19 protein-coding genes and 1 pseudogene are annotated in these 20925 nt (G+C 72.7%); 12 read left to right on the forward strand and 8 right to left on the reverse strand.

The features are described from left to right. Positions 1-31 precede the first annotated feature (31 nt). On the reverse strand, positions 32-2395 hold the full coding sequence (locus ACIDOF_RS21675) for a glycoside hydrolase family 3 N-terminal domain-containing protein (protein WP_409007641.1): 2364 nt from the start codon (positions 2393-2395) through the stop codon (positions 32-34). Between the two features lie 338 nt (positions 2396-2733). Between ACIDOF_RS21675 and ACIDOF_RS21680 the strand changes: the two genes are divergently transcribed. Further along, complete coding sequence (locus ACIDOF_RS21680; RefSeq protein ID WP_409007703.1) at positions 2734-3156, forward strand: ATP-binding protein; 423 nt, start codon at positions 2734-2736, stop codon at positions 3154-3156. 72 nt (positions 3157-3228) lie between these two features. On the opposite strand, the gene bla is transcribed toward ACIDOF_RS21680, so the two are convergent. Next, the gene (gene bla, locus ACIDOF_RS21685; protein ID WP_409007642.1) at positions 3229-4194 is read right to left on the reverse strand and encodes a class A beta-lactamase; all 966 of its coding nucleotides are present in this window, start codon (positions 4192-4194) and stop codon (positions 3229-3231) included. A gap of 144 nt (positions 4195-4338) precedes the next feature. Here bla and ACIDOF_RS21690 point away from each other — a divergent pair, with 144 nt between their 5' ends. After that, complete coding sequence (locus ACIDOF_RS21690; protein ID WP_409007643.1) at positions 4339-5346, forward strand: LysR family transcriptional regulator; 1008 nt, start codon at positions 4339-4341, stop codon at positions 5344-5346. Further along, entirely contained in the window at positions 5346-6251 is a 906-nt protein-coding gene (locus ACIDOF_RS21695) for a serine hydrolase (RefSeq protein WP_409007644.1), read from the forward strand. The genes ACIDOF_RS21690 and ACIDOF_RS21695 overlap by 1 nt, the downstream gene beginning before the upstream one ends. A 12-nt stretch (positions 6252-6263) precedes the next feature. Here the strand turns inward: ACIDOF_RS21695 and ACIDOF_RS21700 are convergent, their stop codons facing one another. Next, complete coding sequence (locus ACIDOF_RS21700; protein WP_409007645.1) at positions 6264-7112, reverse strand: class I SAM-dependent methyltransferase; 849 nt, start codon at positions 7110-7112, stop codon at positions 6264-6266. Between the two features lie 73 nt (positions 7113-7185). On the opposite strand from ACIDOF_RS21700, the gene ACIDOF_RS21705 reads away from it, so the two are divergent. Further along, the gene (locus ACIDOF_RS21705; protein WP_409007646.1) at positions 7186-7767 is read left to right on the forward strand and encodes a TetR/AcrR family transcriptional regulator; all 582 of its coding nucleotides are present in this window, start codon (positions 7186-7188) and stop codon (positions 7765-7767) included. A gap of 256 nt (positions 7768-8023) precedes the next feature. Here the strand turns inward: ACIDOF_RS21705 and ACIDOF_RS21710 are convergent, their stop codons facing one another. The 3 genes from ACIDOF_RS21710 to ACIDOF_RS21720 form a co-directional block, all read right to left on the reverse strand. After that, positions 8024-8449, reverse strand: coding sequence for a VOC family protein (locus tag ACIDOF_RS21710; RefSeq protein ID WP_409007647.1), 426 nt, complete (start codon positions 8447-8449; stop codon positions 8024-8026). Between the two features lie 229 nt (positions 8450-8678). Next, the gene (locus tag ACIDOF_RS21715) at positions 8679-10355 is read right to left on the reverse strand and encodes an FAD-dependent oxidoreductase (protein WP_409007649.1); all 1677 of its coding nucleotides are present in this window, start codon (positions 10353-10355) and stop codon (positions 8679-8681) included. An 81-nt stretch (positions 10356-10436) separates the two neighbouring features. After that, positions 10437-11390 (reverse strand): AurF N-oxygenase family protein, encoded by a 954-nt coding sequence (locus ACIDOF_RS21720; protein WP_409007650.1) that lies wholly within the window; start codon positions 11388-11390, stop codon positions 10437-10439. A 680-nt stretch (positions 11391-12070) separates the two neighbouring features. Here ACIDOF_RS21720 and ACIDOF_RS21725 point away from each other — a divergent pair. Together ACIDOF_RS21725 and ACIDOF_RS21730 are read left to right on the forward strand one after the other, a co-directional pair. After that, positions 12071-12562 (forward strand): glutathione peroxidase, encoded by a 492-nt coding sequence (locus ACIDOF_RS21725; protein WP_409007651.1) that lies wholly within the window; start codon positions 12071-12073, stop codon positions 12560-12562. Positions 12563-12711: 149 nt separating this feature from the next. After that, positions 12712-13134 carry a hypothetical protein gene (locus tag ACIDOF_RS21730; RefSeq protein ID WP_409007652.1) on the forward strand — a complete coding sequence of 141 codons (423 nt, stop codon included), beginning with the start codon at positions 12712-12714 and terminating at the stop codon, positions 13132-13134. Between the two features lie 114 nt (positions 13135-13248). Here ACIDOF_RS21730 and ACIDOF_RS21735 read toward each other — a convergent pair whose 3' ends face one another. Then, the gene (locus ACIDOF_RS21735) at positions 13249-13590 is read right to left on the reverse strand and encodes an Lsr2 family protein (protein ID WP_409007653.1); all 342 of its coding nucleotides are present in this window, start codon (positions 13588-13590) and stop codon (positions 13249-13251) included. 115 nt (positions 13591-13705) lie between these two features. Then, positions 13706-14473, reverse strand: coding sequence for a PepSY domain-containing protein (locus tag ACIDOF_RS21740; protein WP_409007655.1), 768 nt, complete (start codon positions 14471-14473; stop codon positions 13706-13708). A 187-nt stretch (positions 14474-14660) separates the two neighbouring features. On the opposite strand from ACIDOF_RS21740, the gene ACIDOF_RS21745 reads away from it, so the two are divergent. The 6 genes and pseudogenes from ACIDOF_RS21745 (at position 14661) to ACIDOF_RS21770 (ending at position 20922) form a co-directional block, all read left to right on the forward strand. Further along, complete coding sequence (locus ACIDOF_RS21745; protein ID WP_409007656.1) at positions 14661-15530, forward strand: helix-turn-helix domain-containing protein; 870 nt, start codon at positions 14661-14663, stop codon at positions 15528-15530. 178 nt (positions 15531-15708) lie between these two features. Continuing rightward, on the forward strand, positions 15709-16473 hold the full coding sequence (locus ACIDOF_RS21750; protein WP_409007657.1) for an SDR family oxidoreductase: 765 nt from the start codon (positions 15709-15711) through the stop codon (positions 16471-16473). 514 nt (positions 16474-16987) lie between these two features. Beyond that, positions 16988-18133: pseudogene (locus ACIDOF_RS21755) on the forward strand (LLM class flavin-dependent oxidoreductase). Further along, a complete protein-coding gene (locus ACIDOF_RS21760) occupies positions 18130-18990 on the forward strand; it encodes an ABC transporter permease (protein ID WP_409007658.1) in 861 nt (286 codons plus the stop codon). The pseudogene ACIDOF_RS21755 and the gene ACIDOF_RS21760 overlap by 4 nt, the downstream one beginning before the upstream one ends. Before the next feature lie 77 nt (positions 18991-19067). After that, positions 19068-20123: a glycine betaine ABC transporter substrate-binding protein gene (locus tag ACIDOF_RS21765; RefSeq protein ID WP_409007659.1), complete on the forward strand. Its 1056-nt coding sequence runs from the start codon at positions 19068-19070 to the stop codon at positions 20121-20123. Continuing rightward, positions 20110-20922 (forward strand): ABC transporter ATP-binding protein, encoded by an 813-nt coding sequence (locus ACIDOF_RS21770; RefSeq protein ID WP_409007660.1) that lies wholly within the window; start codon positions 20110-20112, stop codon positions 20920-20922. Before ACIDOF_RS21765 ends, ACIDOF_RS21770 begins: the two co-directional genes overlap by 14 nt. Positions 20923-20925 lie beyond the last annotated feature (3 nt).

Below are 20925 nucleotides of genomic sequence, written 5' to 3' on the forward strand. Positions count from 1 at the left end.
GCTCGGAGCTCGGAGCTCGGAGCTGCCCGGCCTAGCCGATCGTCAGCCTCGCCTTGCGGCCGCCCCGCGAGCTGTTCCCCGCGTACACGTCCACCGCGCCCGGCTCCACCCGGAGTTCGCCCTCCGGGGCGTTGCTCCAGAAGCCCAGGTCCTCCTCGCCCAGGCGGAAGCGGACCGTGGTGCCGCGGCCGGGGGCAAGTGTGACGCGTTCGAACCCCCGCAGGCGGCGCACCGGTTGGGCGATGCTCGCCGCCACGTCGTGGAGGTACAGCTGGACCACCTCGTCCCCGGCGCGCCTGCCCGTGTTGCGGACCGTCACCGTCACCTCGACCGTCTCGCCCGCGCGCAAGGCCTCGGCGTCGATCCTCGCCCTGCTGAGGCGGGGCTCGCCGATCGCGAAGGTCGTGTAGCTCAGCCCGTGCCCGAACGGGAACTGCGGGCCGGGCGGCAGGTCCAGGTACTTGGAGGTGTACTTGTTGTCCGCCGCGTACGGGCGGCCCGAGCTCTCGTGGTTGTAGTGGACGGGAATCTGGCCGACGCTGCGCGGGAACGAGGCGGGCAGCTTGCCGCCGGGGGCGACCGTGCCGAAGAGGACGTCGGCGATCGCGCGGCCCGCCTCGACGCCCGGGTGCCAGGCCTCCAGGACGGCGGGGGCCCGGTCGAGCCAGCCGCCGATCGTCAGCGGGCGGCCGTTGACCAGGACGACGACGAACGGCTTGCCGGTGTCCGCGACGGCCTCGATCAGCTTCTCCTGCGCGCCGGGCAGCCCGAGTTCGCTGCGCACGGCCGCCTCGCCGCTGATCGCCGGCGGCTCCCCGACCACGACGACCGTCACCTCGGCCGCCTTCGCCGCCGCCACGGCCGCGTCGATCCCGGAGGTGTCCTCGCCCGCCGGGTCCACGCCCCGCGCGTGCGTCACCTCGGCGTCCCGCGCCACCGCGCGGACCGCGTCGAGCAGCTTGCCGGAGCGGAAATTCTCCTGGGCGAGGGGGAAGGTCCAGGTGCCGAGCAGGTCGGCGGAGTCGGCGAACGGCCCGACGACGGCGATGCCCGCCGTGTCCTTGTCGAGCGGCAGCGTGCCCTTGTCGTTCTTCAGGAGCACCATCGAGCGCGCGGCGGCCGACCGTGCCGCGGCCCGCGCCTGTTCGCTGGGGGCGGCGACGGCCGCCGACTCCTTCACGTACGGCCGGTCGAAGAGGCCGAGGGCGGACTTGAGGCGGAGGATCCGGCCGACCGCGTCGTCGAGGCGCTCCTCGGAGATCCGGCCCTCGTCGAGGAGTCCGGCGCCGTGGTCGGCGAGCGTGGTGCTGACCATCTCCAGGTCGACGCCCGCGTTCAGGCTGAGCCGGGCGGCGTCCGCGGCGTCGGCGGCGAAGCCGTGGGCGACCAGCTCCTGCACGCCGTTCCAGTCGCTCACCACCACCCCGTCGAACTCCCACTGCTCCTTGAGGATCTCGGTGAGGAGATGCGCGTCGCCGTGCGCGGGCACCCCGCTCACGGTGTTGAACGCGGCCATCACGGTGACCGCCCCGGCGTCCAACGCCGCCCGGAACGGCGGCAGATAGAGGTTGCGGAGCCGGGACTCGGACACGTCGACGGTGTTGTAGTCCCGCCCGCCCTCGGCTCCCCCGTACGCGGCGAAATGCTTGGCGCAGGCGGCGATCCGGTCCGGCGACGCGAGGTCGCCGGGCTCCGCGCCCTGGTAGCCGCGGACCTTGGCGGCGGCGAACCGGGCTGTCAGGTACGGGTCTTCGCCGCAGCTCTCGGCGATCCGGCCCCAGCGCGGCTCCCGCGTGACGTCCATCATCGGCGCGAACGTCCAGTGCACGCCGTTGGAGCGGGCCTCCAGGGCGGAGACCGCGCCGTCCCGCTCGGCCACCGCCGGGTCGAAACTCGCCGCCTGCGCCAGCGGAATCGGGAACGTGGTGAGGCAGCCGTGGATCACGTCGAGGCCGAAAAGCAACGGCACGCCGAGCCGGGACTCCTCTACGGCGATGCGCTGCAGCCGGTTGCTGTCCTTCGCGCCGAACATGTTGAGGACCGAGCCGAGGCGGCCGGAGCGGGCGGCCTCCTCGACCTTCTTGTTGTCCGGGCTGCCCGGCCCGGTCGCGAACGCCCAGGAGAGCTGCTGGAGTTGACCGAGTTTCTCCTCGACCGTCATCCGTTCGAGCAGTGAATCGACCCGGTCGTCGTACGGCAGGGTCCGCGCGGCCTGACGGTTCCGCGCCGGACGGTTCCGTACCGGCCCGCCCTGCGTCGCCCGTTCCGGCGCCGCGCCCTGCACGGTGGTTCCCGACGCGGCCCGAGCGGTGCCCGCGCCCAGCGTTCCGCCCGCGCCCGCGGCCACGGTGCCGCCGAGGGCGGCGAGGACGGTACGCCGCTGTACTCCAGCCATGAGTTCATCCCTTCAACGCCTGAGCGCACGCTTCGGGTCCACGTCTACAAGAGTCGCTCGGAGTAGAGGGGGCGGCCATCGCAAAGTCAAGGACGCTTCCGCCAGTCGGGTAGCGGCAGGGGCGGGCTCCGGCGCCCGTCGAAGCGGACGGGCCGATACCGGATGGGCAGGTACCGCGCGGGCCGGCGGACCGCTTGTGGCGGTTCTGTCCGCTGCCGATTCGGGCCCTGGAACGGCGGGAAGGAGACACGGAGACGTCCGGCCGTCGCCGCCGTCACGGCGCGGACTCGATGCTCCGCGCCGTGCGTCGTCCGACTCACGGAGAGGGAGTGAGCGTCATGCGTGCCCCCGAGCGCACCCGCCGCCGCACCGCACGCGTCGAGTACCACCTGCCGCAGCAGTCCTGCTCCGCCCGCAGGGCACGGCAGTTGACCAGGCTGTTCCTCCACGGTTCCGGACCCGGCGGACCCGCGTGCACCGACACCGGCAGCGCGGTCCTGGTGGTCTCGGAACTCGTCACGAACGCGACCCGGTACGGCGCGGGCTCTTGCCGCCTCCGGCTCTCCCTCGACAGCCGGGACCGCCTGGTCGTCGAGGTGCACGACCGCGGCCCCGGCCGCCCCCTCCTCCTGCCGCACTCCACCGCCGCGGAGAGCGGCCGGGGCATCGCCCTCGTCCGGGCCCTGTCGCGGCGGCTCTCCGTCGTACGGGACAGCGACGGGGACGGGAAGACCGTGCGCGCGGTCCTCACCTGCGACTGAACCGGAGGACGGCCTTCGTCCGGAGGACGGCCTCCGTCCGGAGGACGGCGGGGGCCGGACCCGGCGACCGGGTCACTTGAACTCGTCCGCCACCACCTCGGCCGCCTCCGCGACCAGGCGGTTGTCGTGCTCGGCGGACTCGTCCTCGCGGTTGGTCAGGACGGAGACGACGAGCGGGGCCGCGTCCGGGCGCCAGACGACCGCGATGTCGTTGCGGATGCCGTAGTTGGCGCCCATGCCGCTCTTGTCGCCGACCTTCCACTCCTTCGGCATGCCGGCGCTGATGAGTTCGGCGCCGGTCACGTTGGTGCGCATCCACTGGGCGAGCTGGGCGCGGTCGGCCTTGTTCAGGGCGTCGCCGAGGACGTATGCGCGCAGGTCCTCGGCGAAGGCGCGCGGGGTGGTGGTGTCGCGTTCGCTCTTCGGGTCCCAGGTGCTGAGGCCCGGCTCGTTGCGGACCATCTCCGTGGTGTCGTCGCCGAGTTCGGCGAGGAGCCCGTCGAGCGCCTTCGGTCCGCCGAGGTCCTCGAAGAGCAGGTTGGCCGCGGTGTTGTCGCTGTACCGGACGGCGGCGTCGCAGAGTTCGCGCAGCGTCATGCCGGTGTCGACGTGCTTCTCGGTGATCGGCGACGCGTCGACCAGGTCGCTCTCGTCGTAGCGCACGAGGCGTTCCATGCCCTTGTCGTCGTGCTTGCGCAGCACCGCGCCGGCCTCGAGCGCCTTGAAGGTGGAGGCGTACAGGAAGCGCTCGTCGTCGTTGTACGCGACCTCGCGGCCGGAGCCGGTGTCGATCGCGTAGACGCCGACGCGGGCCTCGTACTTGCGCTCCAGCTCCTTGAACTTCCGTGTGGCCGCCGTCTGTTCACCGGCCTCGCCCTTCGTGGAGACGGGTGCGGTGTCGGTGCCGCCCGCCGTCTTCGCGGCGGTCTTCTCGGCGCCCTGCTCGGGGGTTCCGCAGGCCGTGAGCGGGACGAGGACGAGCGTGGCGAGTGCGATGCCTGCGTGACGCGTGGTGCGCCGTACACGGGTGTGCCGCATGGTGCATACCTCCGGGTCGCCCCCGCGCCGCCGAGGGTGCGGGGAAATGGGACGAAGAGGGCCGCTTTGGGCCCGTCTCGTCGGTACGGAAGCCACTCTCACCGGCGGACTGCCATGCGGTCCAATACGTTCCTGTGCGATTCCATGTCGAACTCGCATAAGGTCGGGTCCGTGGATCTGGTGGGGGCGTGCAGGGCGTTCATCGCCGTCAGTGAGTGCGGCAGTTTCACCGTGGGCGCGGCGGCGGCGCGGCTCTCGCAGCCGGTGGCGAGCCGGCGGGTGGCGGCGCTCGAGGAGCACTTCGGGGAGCGGCTGTTCGAGCGGACGGCTCGGCGTGCGCTGCTCACGCCGTTCGGCCGCGACATGCTGCCCGCAGCGCGCCGCCTCGTGCAGGCGGCGGACGTGCTGCAGCACGAGGCGGAGGCCGCGCGCCGCAAGCCCTGGCGGCTCGCGGTGCCGGGGGTCTGTCCGGCCGTCAACCTGGCCCGGCTCGTCGCCGAGGCGCGCGGGCACGGCGTCACGCTCGACCTGCGCGTGGCCGGACCGGCGGAGCGGAGCGACCTGCTGCACGCCCAGCAGGTGCGGGCGGCACTGCTCGCCGTGCCGGAACGCGACGCCACCTGGTCGGTCCCGCTCGGCCTGGCCGCGTCCCAGCCCCCGGGCGTGCGGCGCGTCTATCTGGAGACGCTGCGGGTGGGCCGTACGACATTCGGGGCGGCGCGGGGCAGCACCGGCTCGGCTCGTACGGCCTCCGGGGCGGCTGGTACGGCCCCCGGCTCGGCTCGTGCGGTGTCGGGGGTCGCCCGGCGGGTGTGGGTGCAGCCCGAGGACGATGTGCCGCACATCCGCGATCCGCTGACCCGGCTGCGGGACGCGGTCGGGCTGCGGCCCGCGCAGCTCGCCGTCGGCGCGGACCTGCCGACGGCGGCGGCCGAAGTCCTCTGCTCCCAGGACCTGTTGCTGTGCTCCCCGGCCCAGGCGGACGAACTCGGCCTTTACTGGCGGCCGTTGGGCGAGGCCCGGCTGGTCCGCGGCTTCGCCCTCACGGCCGCGGCGGACGACAGCCCGCAGCACGTGCAGGACCAGCTCGGCGAGGCCATCGCCCGCTGCCTCGGCGCCGACCACCCCACGCACCACGATGAGGCCGCCTGATGGACAGTCCCGAGAAACTGCTGCGCGAGATGCGGGAGTTGCTGGACGAGGGCGGCCTGCGCGGCCGGATCCTCGTACGCGATCTGGACACGGGCGCGGAGCTGGGGATCGAGCCGGACACTCCGCTGCCGTCGTCGTCCCTGGTGAAAGTGGTGCTGGCGCTCGCGACGGTGGAGCGGATCCGGCGCGGCGAGCTCGACGGCGCGACCCGGCTCGACGTCCGCCCCGGCCTCGTGACCACGCCCGGCCCGACAGGCATCAGCCGCTTCCGGCACCCGGTGCGGATCGCGATCGACGACCTGCTGTATCTGAGTACGTGCCTCAGCGACACCACGGCCGCCGAGGCGCTGTTCGACCTCACTCCGCCCGCTCAAGTCGTGGAGATCATCGGGGAGTTCGGGGTGCGCGGCATCACCGTACGGCACAGTGTGCAGGAGTTGGCGGACACTCCGGCGGAGCGCTTCGACGCCGCGCAGGCGCATCTCGCGCACGCCCTCGCCATCGACTCCGGGACGGGTGTGGGCGGCCACCGCTTGCCGCAGCTGGACATCACGCACGCCAGCAACGGCAGCGCCCGCGCGTACGTCGACCTGCTCCAGGCGCTGTGGCGGCCGTCCCGGATCCCGGCCGAAGTGGCGGCGCGCATACGGGAGTTGCTGGCCCACAACGTGCTGCGGCAGCGCCTCTCCCCCGACTTCGCGTCGGACGCGGCGAAGTGGTCGTCGAAGACGGCGACGCTGCTGAATCTGCGGCACGAGATCGGGGTGGTCGAGCACGCGGACGGCCAGACGTTCGCGGTCGCCGTGCTCACGGAGTCCCGGGTGCCCGCGCAGCTGCAGCCGGGCGCGGAGGCGCTGATGGCCCAGGTGGCGCGGACACTGCGGGACCATCTCCGGCAACTGTGATGCCGCGTCAACTCACTGCTGTGGCCGCCGAGTTGCGGTGACGGTGAGGGTCGCGTACGGGACGGTGATCGTGCCGCCGAGCGCGTCGATGGCGGCGCCCACGTCGGCGAGGACGTCCCGTACCTGCGCGGGGGCGAGGCGGGTGAGCGAGCCGTGGGTGGGCATCTGGTCCAGCCAGGCGTCGCGGGTGTAGGTGTGCTGCCAGTCGTGCCGCCACTGTTCGGGGGCCGTGAAGGCGCCGGTGGCGCGGATGCCGTCGGCGGCGGTGTCGAGCAGCGGCTGGTAGCCGTCGGTCGCGCGGACCGTGCCGTCGGGCAGGCGGAACGGGGCGTCGGGGGCCACGCGCCGGTAGGCGGCGGCGAGGGCGCGGGTCACCTCGGGCGGGAGTTCGGGCACGTTCCAGAACGCGGCGAGCCGCCCGCCGGGGCGCAGGGCGCGGGCGGCGACGGCCGCGCAGGCGGTGGCGTCCAGCCAGTGCCAGGTCTGGCCGGACACGACGGCGTCGAAGCGGCGGCCGGCCGGGTCCCAGGACTCGAAGCCGGAGACCTCGACGTCGATGCCGTCGCCGCGCGCGGCCTCGGCCATGCGCGGGTCCACGTCGACGCCGAGGACACGGCAGCCCGCGCCCCTGAGCTGACGGGCGACGATGCCGGTGCCGGTGCCGACGTCCAGCACATGGGGTTCCGGGCGCTCGGAGAGCCGCGTCGCCTCGCCGGCCAGGCGGTCGACGAGGGCCTGCGGATAGCGGGGTCTGCTGCGGTCGTAGCGGGCCGTGTCCGTACCGAACGAGCGGGCGGTCTCACGGATCCGGGCAGGGTCGCGCGCGGGGCGGCCGAGGGGCCCCGACGGTAAAGTGGGCATGCGCCCACTGTAGTGGGCACATGCCCACTCAACAAGGCCGGTGTCCGGCCGAGCACGAAGGAGAGGCCTGACGGTGCCGACAGGGATCGCCATCCGCGACGTACGCGAGCAGCTCTTCGACGCGGCGGAACGGGTGCTGCTGCGGGACGGGCCGGGCGCGCTGACCAGCCGGGCCGTCACGACGGAGGCGGGGTGCGCGAAGGGGGTGCTGCACCGGCACTTCGCGGATTTCGACGCGTTCCTCGCCGAGCTCGTCCTCGACCGGGTGCGGCGGCTCCAGGGGCGGACCGAGGCGCTGCGGGCGGCGGCAGGGACCGGCACGGTGGTCGGGAACGTGGCCGACGAACTGGCGGAGCTGTTCGGCTCGGTGGCCGTGGGACTGGTCGGGCTCGTCACGTCACGCGACGGGCTGCGGGCGCGGTTGCGGGAGACGACGCCGACGGGCGTGCCGCTGCTCACGGAGGCGACGGAGATGTTCGCGGCGTACCTCGCCGCGGAGCGGGAGCTGGGGCGCCTCCCGTCGGACACGGACGTGGAATCCCTGGCCCCGACCCTCGTCGGCACGGGCCACTTGCTGTTCGCCGACCGCACAGCACCACGACCGTCGCCGGAGGCAGTACGGAGGGTGGTGGCGGGGGTGGTGCGGGAACTCTGAACACGGGCCCGCACCCGCCCCCCGCCTGGGCTCCGCCCCGGACCCCGCTCCTCATGCGCCGGAGGGGCTGAATCGGGCCCCGAAAGGGGCGCGGGGAACTGCGCGACCAGCCACGACGGCGGGTCACACGGACGAAAACCGCCGGAGGCTTTCGGGAAGGGGCGGGGAGGGGAACCGACAGAGCCCGTCCGGCAATTGAGGACGCGAGCCCGGCAGGGCCAGGCCGCCGACAGCCCCAGGCCGCTGCCCCCTCCCCTTACGGGCGCGCGTACGGGCGCGTCATGATCTCCATGTTGTGGCCGTCGGGGTCGTCGAAGTACGCGCCCCGGCCGCCGAACAGCCGGTTGATACGGCCGGGTTCGGTGTGCGAGGGGTCGGCGTAGTACGTGACGCCGACGGCGTCGAGCCGGGCGATCATGCCGTCGAACTGCTCGTCCGGGACGAGGAACGCGTAGTGCTGCGACTGGACGGGCTCGTCGGTTTTCTCGTAGAAGTCGAGGGTGACGCCGTTGCCGAGGTCGACGGGCAGGAAGGGCCCGAACGGCGCGCCCACCTCCAGGCCGAGGATCGTCGCGAGGAACTCGGCGGAGAGCGCCCGGTCCTTCGCGTACACGGCGGTGTGGTTCAACTGGGCGACGGCGGTGGGGAGTTGCTGCTGCGCCGACGGGTCGTTCGTGGTCATGCGGGAGGTTCCTCCGGGTCGTGGATTCCGTACGGGAAAACGGGGACGCGGAGGAAGAGGGCGGGGCGCGGGCCCGCCTCGCGCTCAAGCCGAGGCCGGGAACCCAACTCGTACGTGGCCCATGGCCGACCCGGCAGTCACGTCCGGGACTTTAGCCGGGGCCGGGGGTGCGGGGCAACGGAGTTTCTCCCGTCCCGCACCCCCTGGACCGCAGGGACCACGCCGCGGCTCACCGAGTGAGCGTCCACCGCCCGGAACGGGCCGCCGACTGCAGCTCCGCGACCGTCGTGAGCTTGGCGCGCGGGCGGCCCGTGTCCCGGCCGCGGGCGATCTCCGCGCGGTCGATGGCGGCCTGGCCGCGGGCGTCGACGAGGCGGCGGTTGCGGCGGCGGGCGAGGCGCTGGAAGGACCGGGGCGTGCCGGTCGGCGCGGGCAGGGTTCCCGCCACGGCGTCGGCGAGCAGCGTGCCGACGGTCTCGGCCGCGCAGGTCCGGTTGGCGCCGATCCCGCCGGACGGGCCGCGCTTGATCCAGCCGACGACGTACGTGCCGGGGCGCCCCTCGACGCGGCCGGCCGTATGCGGAACCGTGCCGGTGGCCTCGTCGAAGGGCAGTCCGGGCACAGCGACACCCCGGTAGCCGACGGCGCGCAGCAGCATTCCGGCGGCCAACTCCCGTTCACCGCCCGCCTGTTGACCTTCCGCGGCGGGTCCGGCCGTCACGCGCACGGCCCGTACGGTGTCGTCCTCCCCCGTCGCCGCGACCGGGACGGAGTGGAAGCGGAAGACGATGCGGCGGCCCTCGGCGGGCGCGCCGGACCAGTCGGGGGTGCGGCGGGGCAGGTCGGCGAGCAGGGCCGCCTTGTCGTGGGGCCCGGCCGCGTCGACGGCGGCGACGGTGCGCGGGTCCTCGTCGTCGACGACGAGCTCCACGCCCGGCAGGTGCTTGAGCGCGAGGAGTTCGGAGCGGGTGTACGCCGCGTGTTCGGGGCCGCGCCGCCCGAGCAGCACCACCTCGCGGACCTTGCTCGCTCGCAGGGCGGCCAGCGCATGGTCGGCGATGTCGGTGCGGGCGAGTTCGTCCGGGTCGGCGACGAGGATGCGGGCGACGTCGAGGGCGACGTTGCCGTTGCCGACGACGACCACGCGCTCGGCGCTCAGGTCGACCGCGTCGGGGGCCGTGTCGGGGTGGCCGTTGTACCAGGCGACGAACGTGGCGGCGGCGAGGCTTCCGTTCAACTCCTCGCCGGGTATGCCGAGTCGGCGGTCGGCGGAGGCGCCCACCGCGTAGATCACGGCGTCGTGGTGGGCGGCGATCTCCTCGGCGGTGACGTCCCGGCCCACCTCGATGCCGAGCGCCATGCGGACCCGCGGGTGGTCGTGGAACCGGGCGAAGGTCTCCGAGACCTTCTTGGTCCGCGGATGGTCGGGCGCGACCCCGTACCGCACCAGCCCGCCCGCCACCGGCAGCCGGTCGATCAGGGTGACCTCGGCGTTGGTGTGCAGGAGCAGGTCCTCGGCGGCGTACATCCCGGCCGGGCCGGTGCCGACGACGGCGACGCGGACCGGGCCGAAGTCCGACGGCAGACTGCGCTCGAAGACCGGCTCGCCCCAGGCGTGGAAGTTCGGCCCGTCGGCCTCCGGCCGGGGCTCGGGGTCCTCGTAGTACGCGGCGTTGATCTCCGCGTACGGCCGCTGCGCCGGGGACAGGCTGTCGACCGGGAAGATCGCGTCCACCGGGCAGGCGTCGGCGCAGGCGCCGCAGTCGATGCAGGACTTCGGGTCGATGTGCAGCATCTCGGTGCTGCCGAAGGCCCGCTCCTCCGGGGTGGGGTGGATGCAGTTGACCGGGCACACGGCGACGCAGGTGGCGTCGCTGCAACAGGTCTGGGTGATGGCGTAGGTCATCTGGTCAGCTCGAATCCGCTCAGGTCTGCTCGGTGGTACGCGTCGCGTCGTTCGGTGGGTGGGGCGGCGGGGGCGGCCGGCTCAGACGAGGTTGGCGCGCTTGTAGAACGCCAGGGCCGGCTTGGTGAGCAGGCGGCACGAGGCGAGGAACTCCATCAGGCCCGAACAGCTCGCGCGCATCATCGACTTGTGGTGCTCGTTGGCCCTGGCCTCCCGGACGGCCCGCTTCCGGTCGAGGCCCGCGTGCTCGTAGACGTCGGCGTTGACCATGCTGGTGACGATGACGTACGAGGCGATCGCGATGACGAGGGCGTGGATCTGCCGCCGCACGGGCCCGGCCTTCGCGAGCCGCTTGCGGGTCTCGTCCCGGGCGAACTTCATGTGCCGGGACTCCTCGACGACATGGATGTTGTTGATGGTGCGCACGAACGGCACGACCCGCTCGTCCCGCATCCAGTCGCGCTGCATCACGTCGAGGACCTCTTCGGCGACGAGGATCGCGGCGTACGCGGCCTCGCCGAAGGCCACCGTCTTGAAGGCGCGGCCGAGTTCGACGACGGCGCGCTTCGGCCGGTACGCGGGGGCGCCGAGCTTCTTCGCGCCGCGCGCGAACATGATCGAGTGCCGGCACTCGTCTGCGATCTCGGTCAGGGCCCACTGGAAACGCGGGTCGGTGGGGTCCTTGGCGTACATGTCGCGCAGCATCATCTGCTGCAGGATCATCTCGAACCAGATGCCGGTGCTGGCGACCGAGGCGGCCTCCTGCCGGGTGAGCTCCTTGCGCAGCTCCTCGCTCAACTCCCGCCAGTACGCGGTGCCGTAGAGGGTGCTCCACTCCGGGCTCGCGCCGTGGAAGTCCTTGTCGAGCGGCGTCTCCCAGTCGACCTCGGTCGCCGGGTCGTACGACAGCGTGGCCGAGGACGCCAGGAGGCGCCGGGCGACGTCGGAGTCGGCGGCGTCGGTGGAGTCGGTGGACGAGGGAACGTGCGACGGCGCGCCGGTCTCTGCCGGTGAACCGATGATGCTGCCAGCCATGCTGCGGCTCCTCGCGTCGAGGTGATGTCGAAGGGTGGTGCTGTGCTGATGCGCTGGGGCAGGGGTGCACGGGCGGCGCCGCGCGGTCCGGTGCGGGGCCGCACTCCGTCCCTGGCGCGGGCCCGCCGGCGCGCGCGGGCGCCGCGGTGCAGCGGGTGGTCGGATCGCGCCACCCGCTTGTTAGACAGACCGTATAACAAGCGCTTCGCGTGGCCTACCCCTCGGAAACAACTTCCCTTCCCCCGCTTCCCGGCGCCGGTCCGCGCACCGTCCGCACCGCCCGCTGCGGGCCCACGCCGCCCGGCCAGGAAGGACTCCGGGGTCCTGGGCAGGGCCGTGCGCGCGGTCCTACGATCCGGGGAGGACATGGCCTGGCGGCCGGAGCCGTGGCCAGGCCGACATCGGCCAGGACTCCGGCCCGTCCTCCCGGCAGTACCCACCCGGGGTGAACTCCCGCACACCCCACGGCCGGTGAGGACGGCGCGCGCCGGGCGCCGCGGAGGGGAGCACCGCGCGCCCGGCGCCCCGCGGCCGCCGCCGGAGCACTCTCAGGCCGGCGGCGGCCGTCGCGGCCGCCCGCGCGCGAGGGACAATCGACGGTGCACAGGACAGACACGGTGCACGGCGCAGACCCGGCGCACGGCACAGCACCGACCGAGAAACCCGACGCAAGGAGCAGCATGTCCATCCACGACGTGGAGATCGACGCCCTGCAGGGCGGCCCCGCGAACCTCGCCCAGTACCGCGGCAAGGCCGTCCTGGTCGTCAACGTCGCCTCCAAGTGCGGGCTCACGCCGCAGTACGCGGGCCTGGAGAAGCTCCAGGAGCAGTACGGGGCGCGCGGGTTCACCGTGCTCGGCGTGCCCTGCAACCAGTTCATGGGCCAGGAGCCGGGCACCGCCGACGAGATCGCCACGTTCTGCTCGGCGACGTACGGCGTGACGTTCCCGCTGACGCAGAAGACCGACGTCAACGGCCCGGACCGGCACGCGCTCTACGCGGAGCTGGTCACCGCCGCGGACGCGGAGGGCCACAGCGGCGACATCCGCTGGAACTTCGAGAAGTTCCTGGTCGGCCCGGAGGGAGAGGTGCTGGCCCGCTTCTCCCCGCAGACGGAGCCGGACGCCCAGGAGTTGACGTCCGCGATCGAGTCCGCGCTGCCCGCCGCCTAGGGTTCAGGACGCACCAGGATCTTCGGGATGTACACGGCCGCCCCTTCCCCGCCGGAACGGGCGGCCGTGTCATGCCAATCGGGTGTCGTGGGGCGGCCGGTGCGGTGCGCCTCGTCGCGTTCACGATCATGGGTCGGAACATGCGGATCATGAGCAACGACCTTCTCGACACGCTCTTTCAGCAGATCACGCTCACCGCCGCGCTCGAAGAGCGCTTCGGTTCCAGCCGTCAGTGGCCTCTGCGGATCCGTACGGCGCACGCCCAACTGCGCCAGCTGGAAGAGCTCTTGGGCGAGGCCCGGTACGGGACGTTCCTCGACTGCGCCGACCGCGCGCTGACCCGGCACGCCGAGTCGCCCGAGCCACGGGAACTCCCCACCGCCCATCTCGGCCGCGAGCTGTATCGCACCGACATTCCCGGCACGCTGGAGGAATCCGACGTCGCCTGGGCCGTGTTGTTCGGACTGACGATGATGCTGCCGCACGACGAGTACGAATCCGTCGTACGCGCCGCGGTCGCGGCGAGGGAGCGGGACGCTTCGCAGAGGCGTTCGCACATCGAACTCGACTGAATTACCGCGTGCGGCCCGCCGCCCTCGGACCGGTGAACTCGGCGTCATTCCCTGGGCTTTGCACGCAAAAAAGGAGTGCCGCCGGCGACGGCGGCACTCCTTGAAATCGGTGGTTCAGCGGGCGGATTCGTAGGCCTCGCGGACGGCTGCGGGGACGCGGCCGCGCTCACTCACCTCGTATCCGTTCTCCCTCGCCCAGGCCCTGATCGCCGACGAGTCGTCGGACTTTCCACCGGCCGGCTTGCGCTTCCCCTTCGGCTTGGCGCCGCCGCGGATTCGACGGGCGCCGTCCGCGTGAAGATAGGGGTTGAGCAGTTCGAGCAGCTTCTCGTAGTTCTCGTCGGTGAGGTCGATTTCCACACCCGCACCGTCGACGAGAATGCTGTGCGTGGCGATTTGCTCCGACTCCTCGCCGGTCAGGTCGTCCACGTATGTCGTAATTACCTTCTGGGCCATGCGACCGACTATAGGCCCAGTCGAGTGAGCGACGTGGCAGTTGTGCGGTCATTCTCACGGAACTCTTCCGCTTTGTTCCCGCACAACTCGTCTTCTGGTACTGGACGCTGCGGGATCAGTCGTCGTTGCCGTCGCGGTCGCCGTCGTCGGAGTCGTCGCGGCCGTCGTGGTCGTGGCGGTCGTCGTGGTCGACGGTGAGCTTGCCGCTGCGGACGTCGACGTTCCAGTCGCGGTCGTGGCCGTCGGCGGCGGCGGTCTCGATCTCCCAGCCCTCGGAGACATGGCCGGCGCGGCCGTCGTCGTCGAGGTCGACGGAGGTGACGAAGCCCTTCGCGGCGGCGGTCTCGGCGGCCTGCGCGGCGTCCGTGCGCGCGTCCTTCAGGGCGGCGCGGGCCTCGCGGGCGTCGTCGCGCTCGTCCTCGGTCTCCTTGCCGATGACCTTGCCGGTGGCGGCGTCGATGTGGACCGTGTGCCAGGCGTCGCCCTTGCCGAGGATGTCGACCTCCCAGGCGAGGCGCTCGGCCTTGTTGTCGTCGCCGTCCTCCTCGTCCAGCTCCGCGGAGACGGCCGTGCCGGACTGCTGCTTCAGGGCCGCCTCGATGGCCTGGACGGCGGTGAGCTTGGCGTCGGCGGGACGGGCGTCGTCGCGGTCGCCCCGGTCGTCGCGGTCGTCCTTCGCGTCGCGGGCGTCGTCCCGGTCGCCCCGGTCGTCGCGGTCGCCGTCGTCCGTGTCGTCGTCCTGGAGCGTGATCTGCGAGTCGCTCTGCTGCGTACGCGTGTCGGAGCGGCCGGTGTCGTCGTCGCTGCCGGCGAAGGCGAGCGCGGAGCCGCCGCCGATGAGAGCCGCTGCCGCGACGGTGGCGATGACGATGTTGCGCTTCATGAGGGTCCTCCCCTGTCGTTCGCTCTTGACGTGCATCAATGTCGCGCAGCGAAGCTGAAGCCCTCCTGAAGCCACCTGAAGCCGTCTTCAGGTTCGCGGCCCGTGGCCGCCGGTGCTTCCGCTCCCCTGACCGCCGGTGCTTCCGTTCCGGTTTCGGGCCGGGAGGTGGCGGGCGGATACTGGGACGGTGAGCGTTTCGCACATCAAGCCCCATTTGCGGTGTCTGCACAGCAGCGGCGGCGACCTCGGGCACGCCGTCGCCGAGCGTGCGGTGGAGCGGGCGGCGGGCACGTCCGACGTGGCGCCGGCGCCCGTGGGTCCGCCCGTGCACGTCCTGGTCGTGCACACCGGACGGCCCGCGGATCTGCGCTGGTCGGCGGACGGCACGGCGCGGCGGGAGCGGTTCCACGCCGGGGAGGCGCTGATCAACCCGGCGGGCTGGGCGGCGCGCCCGCGCTGGCAGGACGACGTCGAGCTGATGCTGCTCGGCATCGACCCGGTGTGGCTGGAGAAGCTGGCGGCGGAGGGCGGGGCGAGCGGCCCCGTGGAGCTCGCGCCGCACTTCCACTTCACGGATCCGCTGCTGCGGATGCTGCTCGAGCGCCTGGTCGACGAGTACGGCCGCCCGGGGCAGCCCGACACGTTGTACGCGCAGTCGCTGGTGCAGGCCGCGGCGGCGGTGGTGCTGCGCCTGGCCGGGCAGGGGCGGGCGCCGGGTACGCGTCCGGGCGGGCTGAGTCCGCGTCGGCTGGCCGAGGTCGTCGACTTCATCCACGCCAACCTCGCCGGGCAGGTCACGCTCGCGGAGCTCGCCGCCGTGGCCGGGGTCAGCGAGTCGCACTTCACGCGGGCGTTCCGCGCGTCGACGGGCGAGTCCCCGCACCGGTACGTGACGCTGCGCCGGCTCGACCACGCGCGCCGCCAACTGACGCGTACGGACCGGCCGATCGCCGACATCGCGACCGAGTCCGGCTTCGCCGACCAGAGCCATCTGACGCGCACGATGCGCCGGTACGAGGGGGCCACGCCGCGGATGCTGCGGGACGGGTCGGCGTAGCCCGCCCGCGCCCGGGTCGCGCACCTCCTTCCCGTACCGACGATCGGTTCGTTCCAGAGCCGGTCGGAACGTTCAAGATCGGGGCGGGGCCTGCGGGCGACGCTGGTGGCGTCACGGTTTCCGTTCGCCCGGAGCGGCCGTGGCACGCCAGTTGGAACCCGGCTCAGGAGGGCCCGTCATGGTCAGCACCCCGGACAGGACACTCGACGGCAAGGTCGCTTTCGTCGGCGGCGCGTCCCGCAATCTCGGCGGGCTCATCAGCACGACGCTCGGCGCGGAGGGCGCGCTCGTCGCGGTGCACTACAACAGCGACTCCTCGCGCGCCAAGGCCGAGGACGTGGCCGACCAGATCAACGCGGGCCCCGGCCAGGCCTTCACCGTCCAGGCCGACCTGACCCGCGTCCCGGAGGTGGAGCGGGTCTTCGACGAGGTCGTACGGCGGTACGGGAAGCTCGACTTCAGCGTCAACACCGCCGGGATGGTGCTGAAGAAGCCGTTCACGGAGATCACGGAGGAGGAGTACGACCGGATGTTCGCGGTCAACTCCAAGGCCGCGTTCTTCGTGATGCGCGAGGCCGCCCGGCGCATCGAGGACGGCGGCAAGATCATCACGGTCCTGACCTCGCTGCTCGCCGCGTACACGGGGCTCTACTCCTCGTACGCGGGCAGCAAGGCGCCGGTGGAGCACTTCACGCGGGCTCTGTCGAAGGAGCTGTTCGGCCGGAACGTGTCGGTCAACAACATCGCTCCCGGCCCGATGGACACGCCGTTCTTCTACCCGGCGGAGGACGAGGGCTCGGTGGCGTACCACAAGTCCTCGGCGATGAACGGGGATCTGACGAAGATCGAGGACATCGTGCCCTGGGTCCGCCACCTGCTCACCGACGGCTGGTGGGCCAACGGGCAGACGATCTTCCTCAACGGCGGTTACACGACGCGCTGACAGTCGCGCTCCCGAGTGCCCTGGACCGACCACCGGTCCGGGGCACTTCCCTGTTCCCGGAAAGGACCGGTCGCGGAATACCGCGTCCCGGAATCCGATACCGTCCTGTCCGGCATGCGGATGCCGGTTGTGGTGGGGCGCGTTCACCGGCGAGGATGCGACGCATGTCTGCCCGTCTGGTGTCGCGTCGTCACGTGGATCTGCTGCGTGTCTCGACGATGCTGTGTCGGCCCGGTTCCGGGGCCCGCACGGCCTGTTGCTGACGCCTCTCTGATGCCTCGCTGACGCCTCGCGTCGCCTGCCGCAGCCACCCGGCCGCCTCTTGAGGCCGTAGGCCCCCCTTCCTTCTCCTTACCCAACTCCTGCCGTGCAGGGGCTGGTTGACGCTTGCCGCACTGGTTCCGTACGACGAGTCGCGCGCCTCCCGTTGCCGCGTACACCCCTGCGTACGTGCGCCTGCGTCGCCGCCGTCCGCCCTCCCCTGCGCGCTTCCTTCTCACCGTGAGGTCTCCGCATGTCCACCCCACCGCCTCTGCTGCACTGGTTCCTGCCCACCGGCGGTGACGGTCGTGACCCGGGCGGGGTCACGTCCGTGCAGGCCAGAACCGGTGCCGCCACCCGTCGCCCGGCCGACATCGGCTATCTCGCGCAGGTCGCGAAGGCCGCCGAACACGCCGGGTTCACCTCGCTGTTGACGCCCGTCGGACTCGGCTGCGTCGATCCGTGGATCGTCACCTCGGCGCTGTCCCAGTTCACCGAGCGCATCGAGTTCCTGGTGGCGTTCCGTACCGGCTTCGCCAGTCCCACGCTGCTCGCCCAACAGGCCGACGCCTTCCGGAGGTTCAGCGGAGGGCGGCTGCGCCTCAACGTCGTCACGGGCGGCGACCCGGCCGAACAGCGGGCGTACGGCGACCAGTTGGCGCACGACGAGCGGTACGCGCGCACCGACGAGGTCATGGCCGTACTCCGGGCCCTGCTGCACGGCGAGCGGGTCGACCACGAAGGTGCCCATCTCCGCCTGGACGGCGCCCAGTTGACCGATCCGGCGACCGGGCATCCCGTGCCGCTGTACTTCGGCGGGGCCTCCCCGGCCGCCGAGGACGTGGCGGTGCGGCGGGCGGACGTACAGCTGTTGTAGGGCGAGCCGCCCGCCGCGATCGCCGAGCGGATCGGGCGGCTGCGCGGCCGAAATCCCGCGCTGCGCTTCGGACTTCGGCTGCACGTCATAAGCCGCGACACCGCCGAGGAGGCATGGGCGGAGGCCGACCGCATCCTGCGCGGCCTGGACCCGGAGGCCGTACGGGCCAGTCAGGAGCGGTTCGCGCGCATGGACTCCACCGGGCAGGCCCGCATGACGGCACTTCACGGCGGGGCGGCCGACGCGGCGCGGCTGACCGTGGCGCCCAACCTGTGGGCGGGGATCGGCCTGGTCAGGGAGGGTGCGGGCACGGCGCTCGTGGGCTCGCACGACGAGGTGGCGCAGCGGCTGCACGAGTACCGGGCGCTGGGCGTCGACGAGTTCGTGCTCTCCGGCTATCCGCACCTGGAGGAGGCGTTCCGCGTCGGCGAGGAGGTCGCACCACGGCTGGGGGCCCTCGTGGCCGCCGAGGGGTCCGCAACCGGCGAGGGGTCCGTCACTGCCGCCGGGGGCGCCCGATGAGTGTGGCGGCTGCGGATTCCGGTACCTGGGCGAGCACCGCCGCGCCCTCCGCCGAGAGGTCCAACTCCCGTTTGTCCGGGCTTCGTTGGGTGGCGTTGCGGGCCGTGGCGCTGCTCGTGCTGCTCGGCCTGTGGCAGCTGGTCGTGGTCGCCGGGTGGTGGCCGCGGGTGCTGGTGCCGTCGCCCGGTGACGTGTGGCGGGCGTTCGTGGAGGCGTCGACGGTGCACGACGGGGTGCGCGGGCACAGCGGCTATCTGCTGGCCGAGCACCTGGGCGTGAGCCTGCGGCGGATCGGTGTCGGCACCGGGTACGCGGTGCTCGTCGGGGTGCCGCTCGGGCTCGTGATCGGGGTGGTGAAGCCGGTGGCGGTGGTACTCGAACCGGCGGTCACGTTCCTGCGGACGCTGCCTCCGCTCGCGTATCTGTCGCTGCTCGTCATCTGGTTCGGGATCGACGAGTCGCCGAAGATCTGGCTGCTTGTGATCGCCGCGCTGCCGCCGATCGCGGCCGCCACGGCCGCCGCCGTCCGCACGGTCCCCGGCGACCTGGTGGAGGCGGCGCGGAGCCTCGGCGGCGGTCCGCTGTCGCTGCTGTTCGCGGTGCGGCTGCCGGCGGCGCTGCCGGAGATCCTCACCGGCGTCCGGATCGCGGTCGGCGTCGCGTACACCTCCGTGGTCGCCGCCGAGACCGTGAACGGCGTGCCCGGCATCGGCGGCCTGATCCGGGACGCCCAGCGCTACAACCAGACGGCGCTCGTCATCGCCGGAATCCTGGCCATCGGCCTGTCGGGGATCGTCCTCGACGCCACGCTCAGAGCGCTCGAACGCGCGACGGTCCCCTGGCGCGGCCGCACATGACACACCCTCAATTCCTTGCCGCAGACCTGCAGTTGTCCCCACCTCCTGACCCTTACCCTTCTCTCTCGGAGTACGTCATGTCCCGTCCCTCCCCCTCGCGCCGTACCGTTCTGCGCGGGCTCGGTCTCGGCACTGCCGCCGCCCTCACGCTCACCGCGACGGCCTGCGGCACGGGCGCGCCCGACGCGTCCGGGGCCGGGGGCAGGGTCCAGGTGCGGATCGCGTACCAGGCGATACCCAACGCCGACCTGGTCGTGAAGCATCAGCGGCTGCTGGAGAAGGCCGTGCCGGACGCGGACGTGCGGTGGGTGCGGTTCGACTCGGGGGCCGACGTCAACACGGCCGTGATCTCCGGCGCCGTCGACGTGGCCCTCGCCGGCTCCAGCCCCGTCACCAAGGGCCTGTCCGAGCCGCTCGACATCCCGTACAAGGTCGCGTGGATCCATGACGTGATCGGGGACAACGAGGCGCTGGTGGCGAAGAAGGGCATCAGGTCCGTGAAGCAGCTGAAGGGCCGCAAGGTGGCCACGCCCTTCGGTTCGACCGCCCACTACTCGCTGCTCGCCGCCCTGGAGTCGGCGGGCCTCGGCGCGGGCGACGTACGCCTCGTCGACCTGCAGCCGCAGGACGTGCTGTCGGCCTGGCAGCGCGGGGACGTGGACGCCGCGTACGTGTGGACGCCGACGCTCGACGAGCTCGCGAAGGACGGCCGTACGCTGACGACCAGCCGTGACGTCGCCGAGGCGGGCCGGCCCACCGCCGACCTGGGCGTGGTGACCGACGCGTTCGCGGCGAAGCACCCGGACATCGTGACGGCGTGGCTGCGGGCGCAGGACCGGGCAGTACGGCTGGCCAGGAAGGACCCCGACAAGGCGGCGGCCGCCATCGCCGCCGAGCTGAACGTGAGCCCGGCACAGGCTAAGCGGCAGCTGTCGCAGTTGGTGCTCCTCACGGCGGACGAGCAGCGCGGGCCCGAGCATCTCGGTACGCCCGGCCGCCCCGGGAAGCTGGCCGCGCATCTGCACGACGCGGCGCGTTTCCTCAAGGACCAGAAGGCCGTCGACGCGGTGCCGTCGCAGGACGCGCTCCGCTCGGCCCTCGCGGTGCGGGAGCTGGCCGATGCTGCGAAGTGAGACGACGGTGCGCGCGGAAGGCGCCGGGGCGTCGGGGGCGGGAACGGGTGCGCCGGTGATCTCCCTCGACGGGGTGACCGTGCGGTACGGGACGACGCGGGCGCCCGTGACGGCCGTACGGGATGTTCAACTAGCTGTCGCCGAGGGCGAGTTCGTGGTCCTTGTCGGGCCTTCGGGGTGCGGCAAGTCGACGCTGCTGCGGACGGTCGCCGGGTTCGAGCGGCCGGCTGCGGGGGCGGTCGACGTACGGGAACGGCTCGGGGTGGTGTTCCAGCAGCCGCGGCTGTTCCCGTGGCGCACCGTCGGCGGGAACATCGCGTTCGCGCTCGCCCGCAGGGGCGTGCCGCGGGCCGAGCGGGCGGCACGGGTCGCGGCACTCCTCGAACGGGTCGGGCTGCCGGGGACCGCGCGGCGGCGGGTGTGGGAGCTGTCGGGCGGACAGCAGCAACGGGTGGCCATCGCCCGCGCGCTCGCCACGGAACCCCGGGTGCTCCTGATGGACGAGCCCTTCGCCGCGCTCGACGCGCTCACACGGGAACGCCTGCAGGAGGAGGTACGCGCCCTCGCGGCCGAGTCCCGTACGACGGTGGTCTTCGTCACCCACTCCGCGGAGGAGGCGGCACTGCTCGGCTCCCGCGTCCTGATCATGGCGGCCGACCCGGGCCGGATCGTCGACGAGGTGCGGGTCGACCTGCCCCGCGCCGCTGCGGCGGGCGAGCTGCGGACGAGCGAGGAGTTCGCGGAGCTGCGGAGGGGGGTCGCGGAACGGATGCGAGGAGGGGGCGGCGGCGGGGCCTGAGCC

Origin of the sequence: Streptomyces sp. Da 82-17, from assembly GCF_046098215.1 — a bacterium.
Lineage (GTDB): Bacteria > Actinomycetota > Actinomycetes > Streptomycetales > Streptomycetaceae > Streptomyces.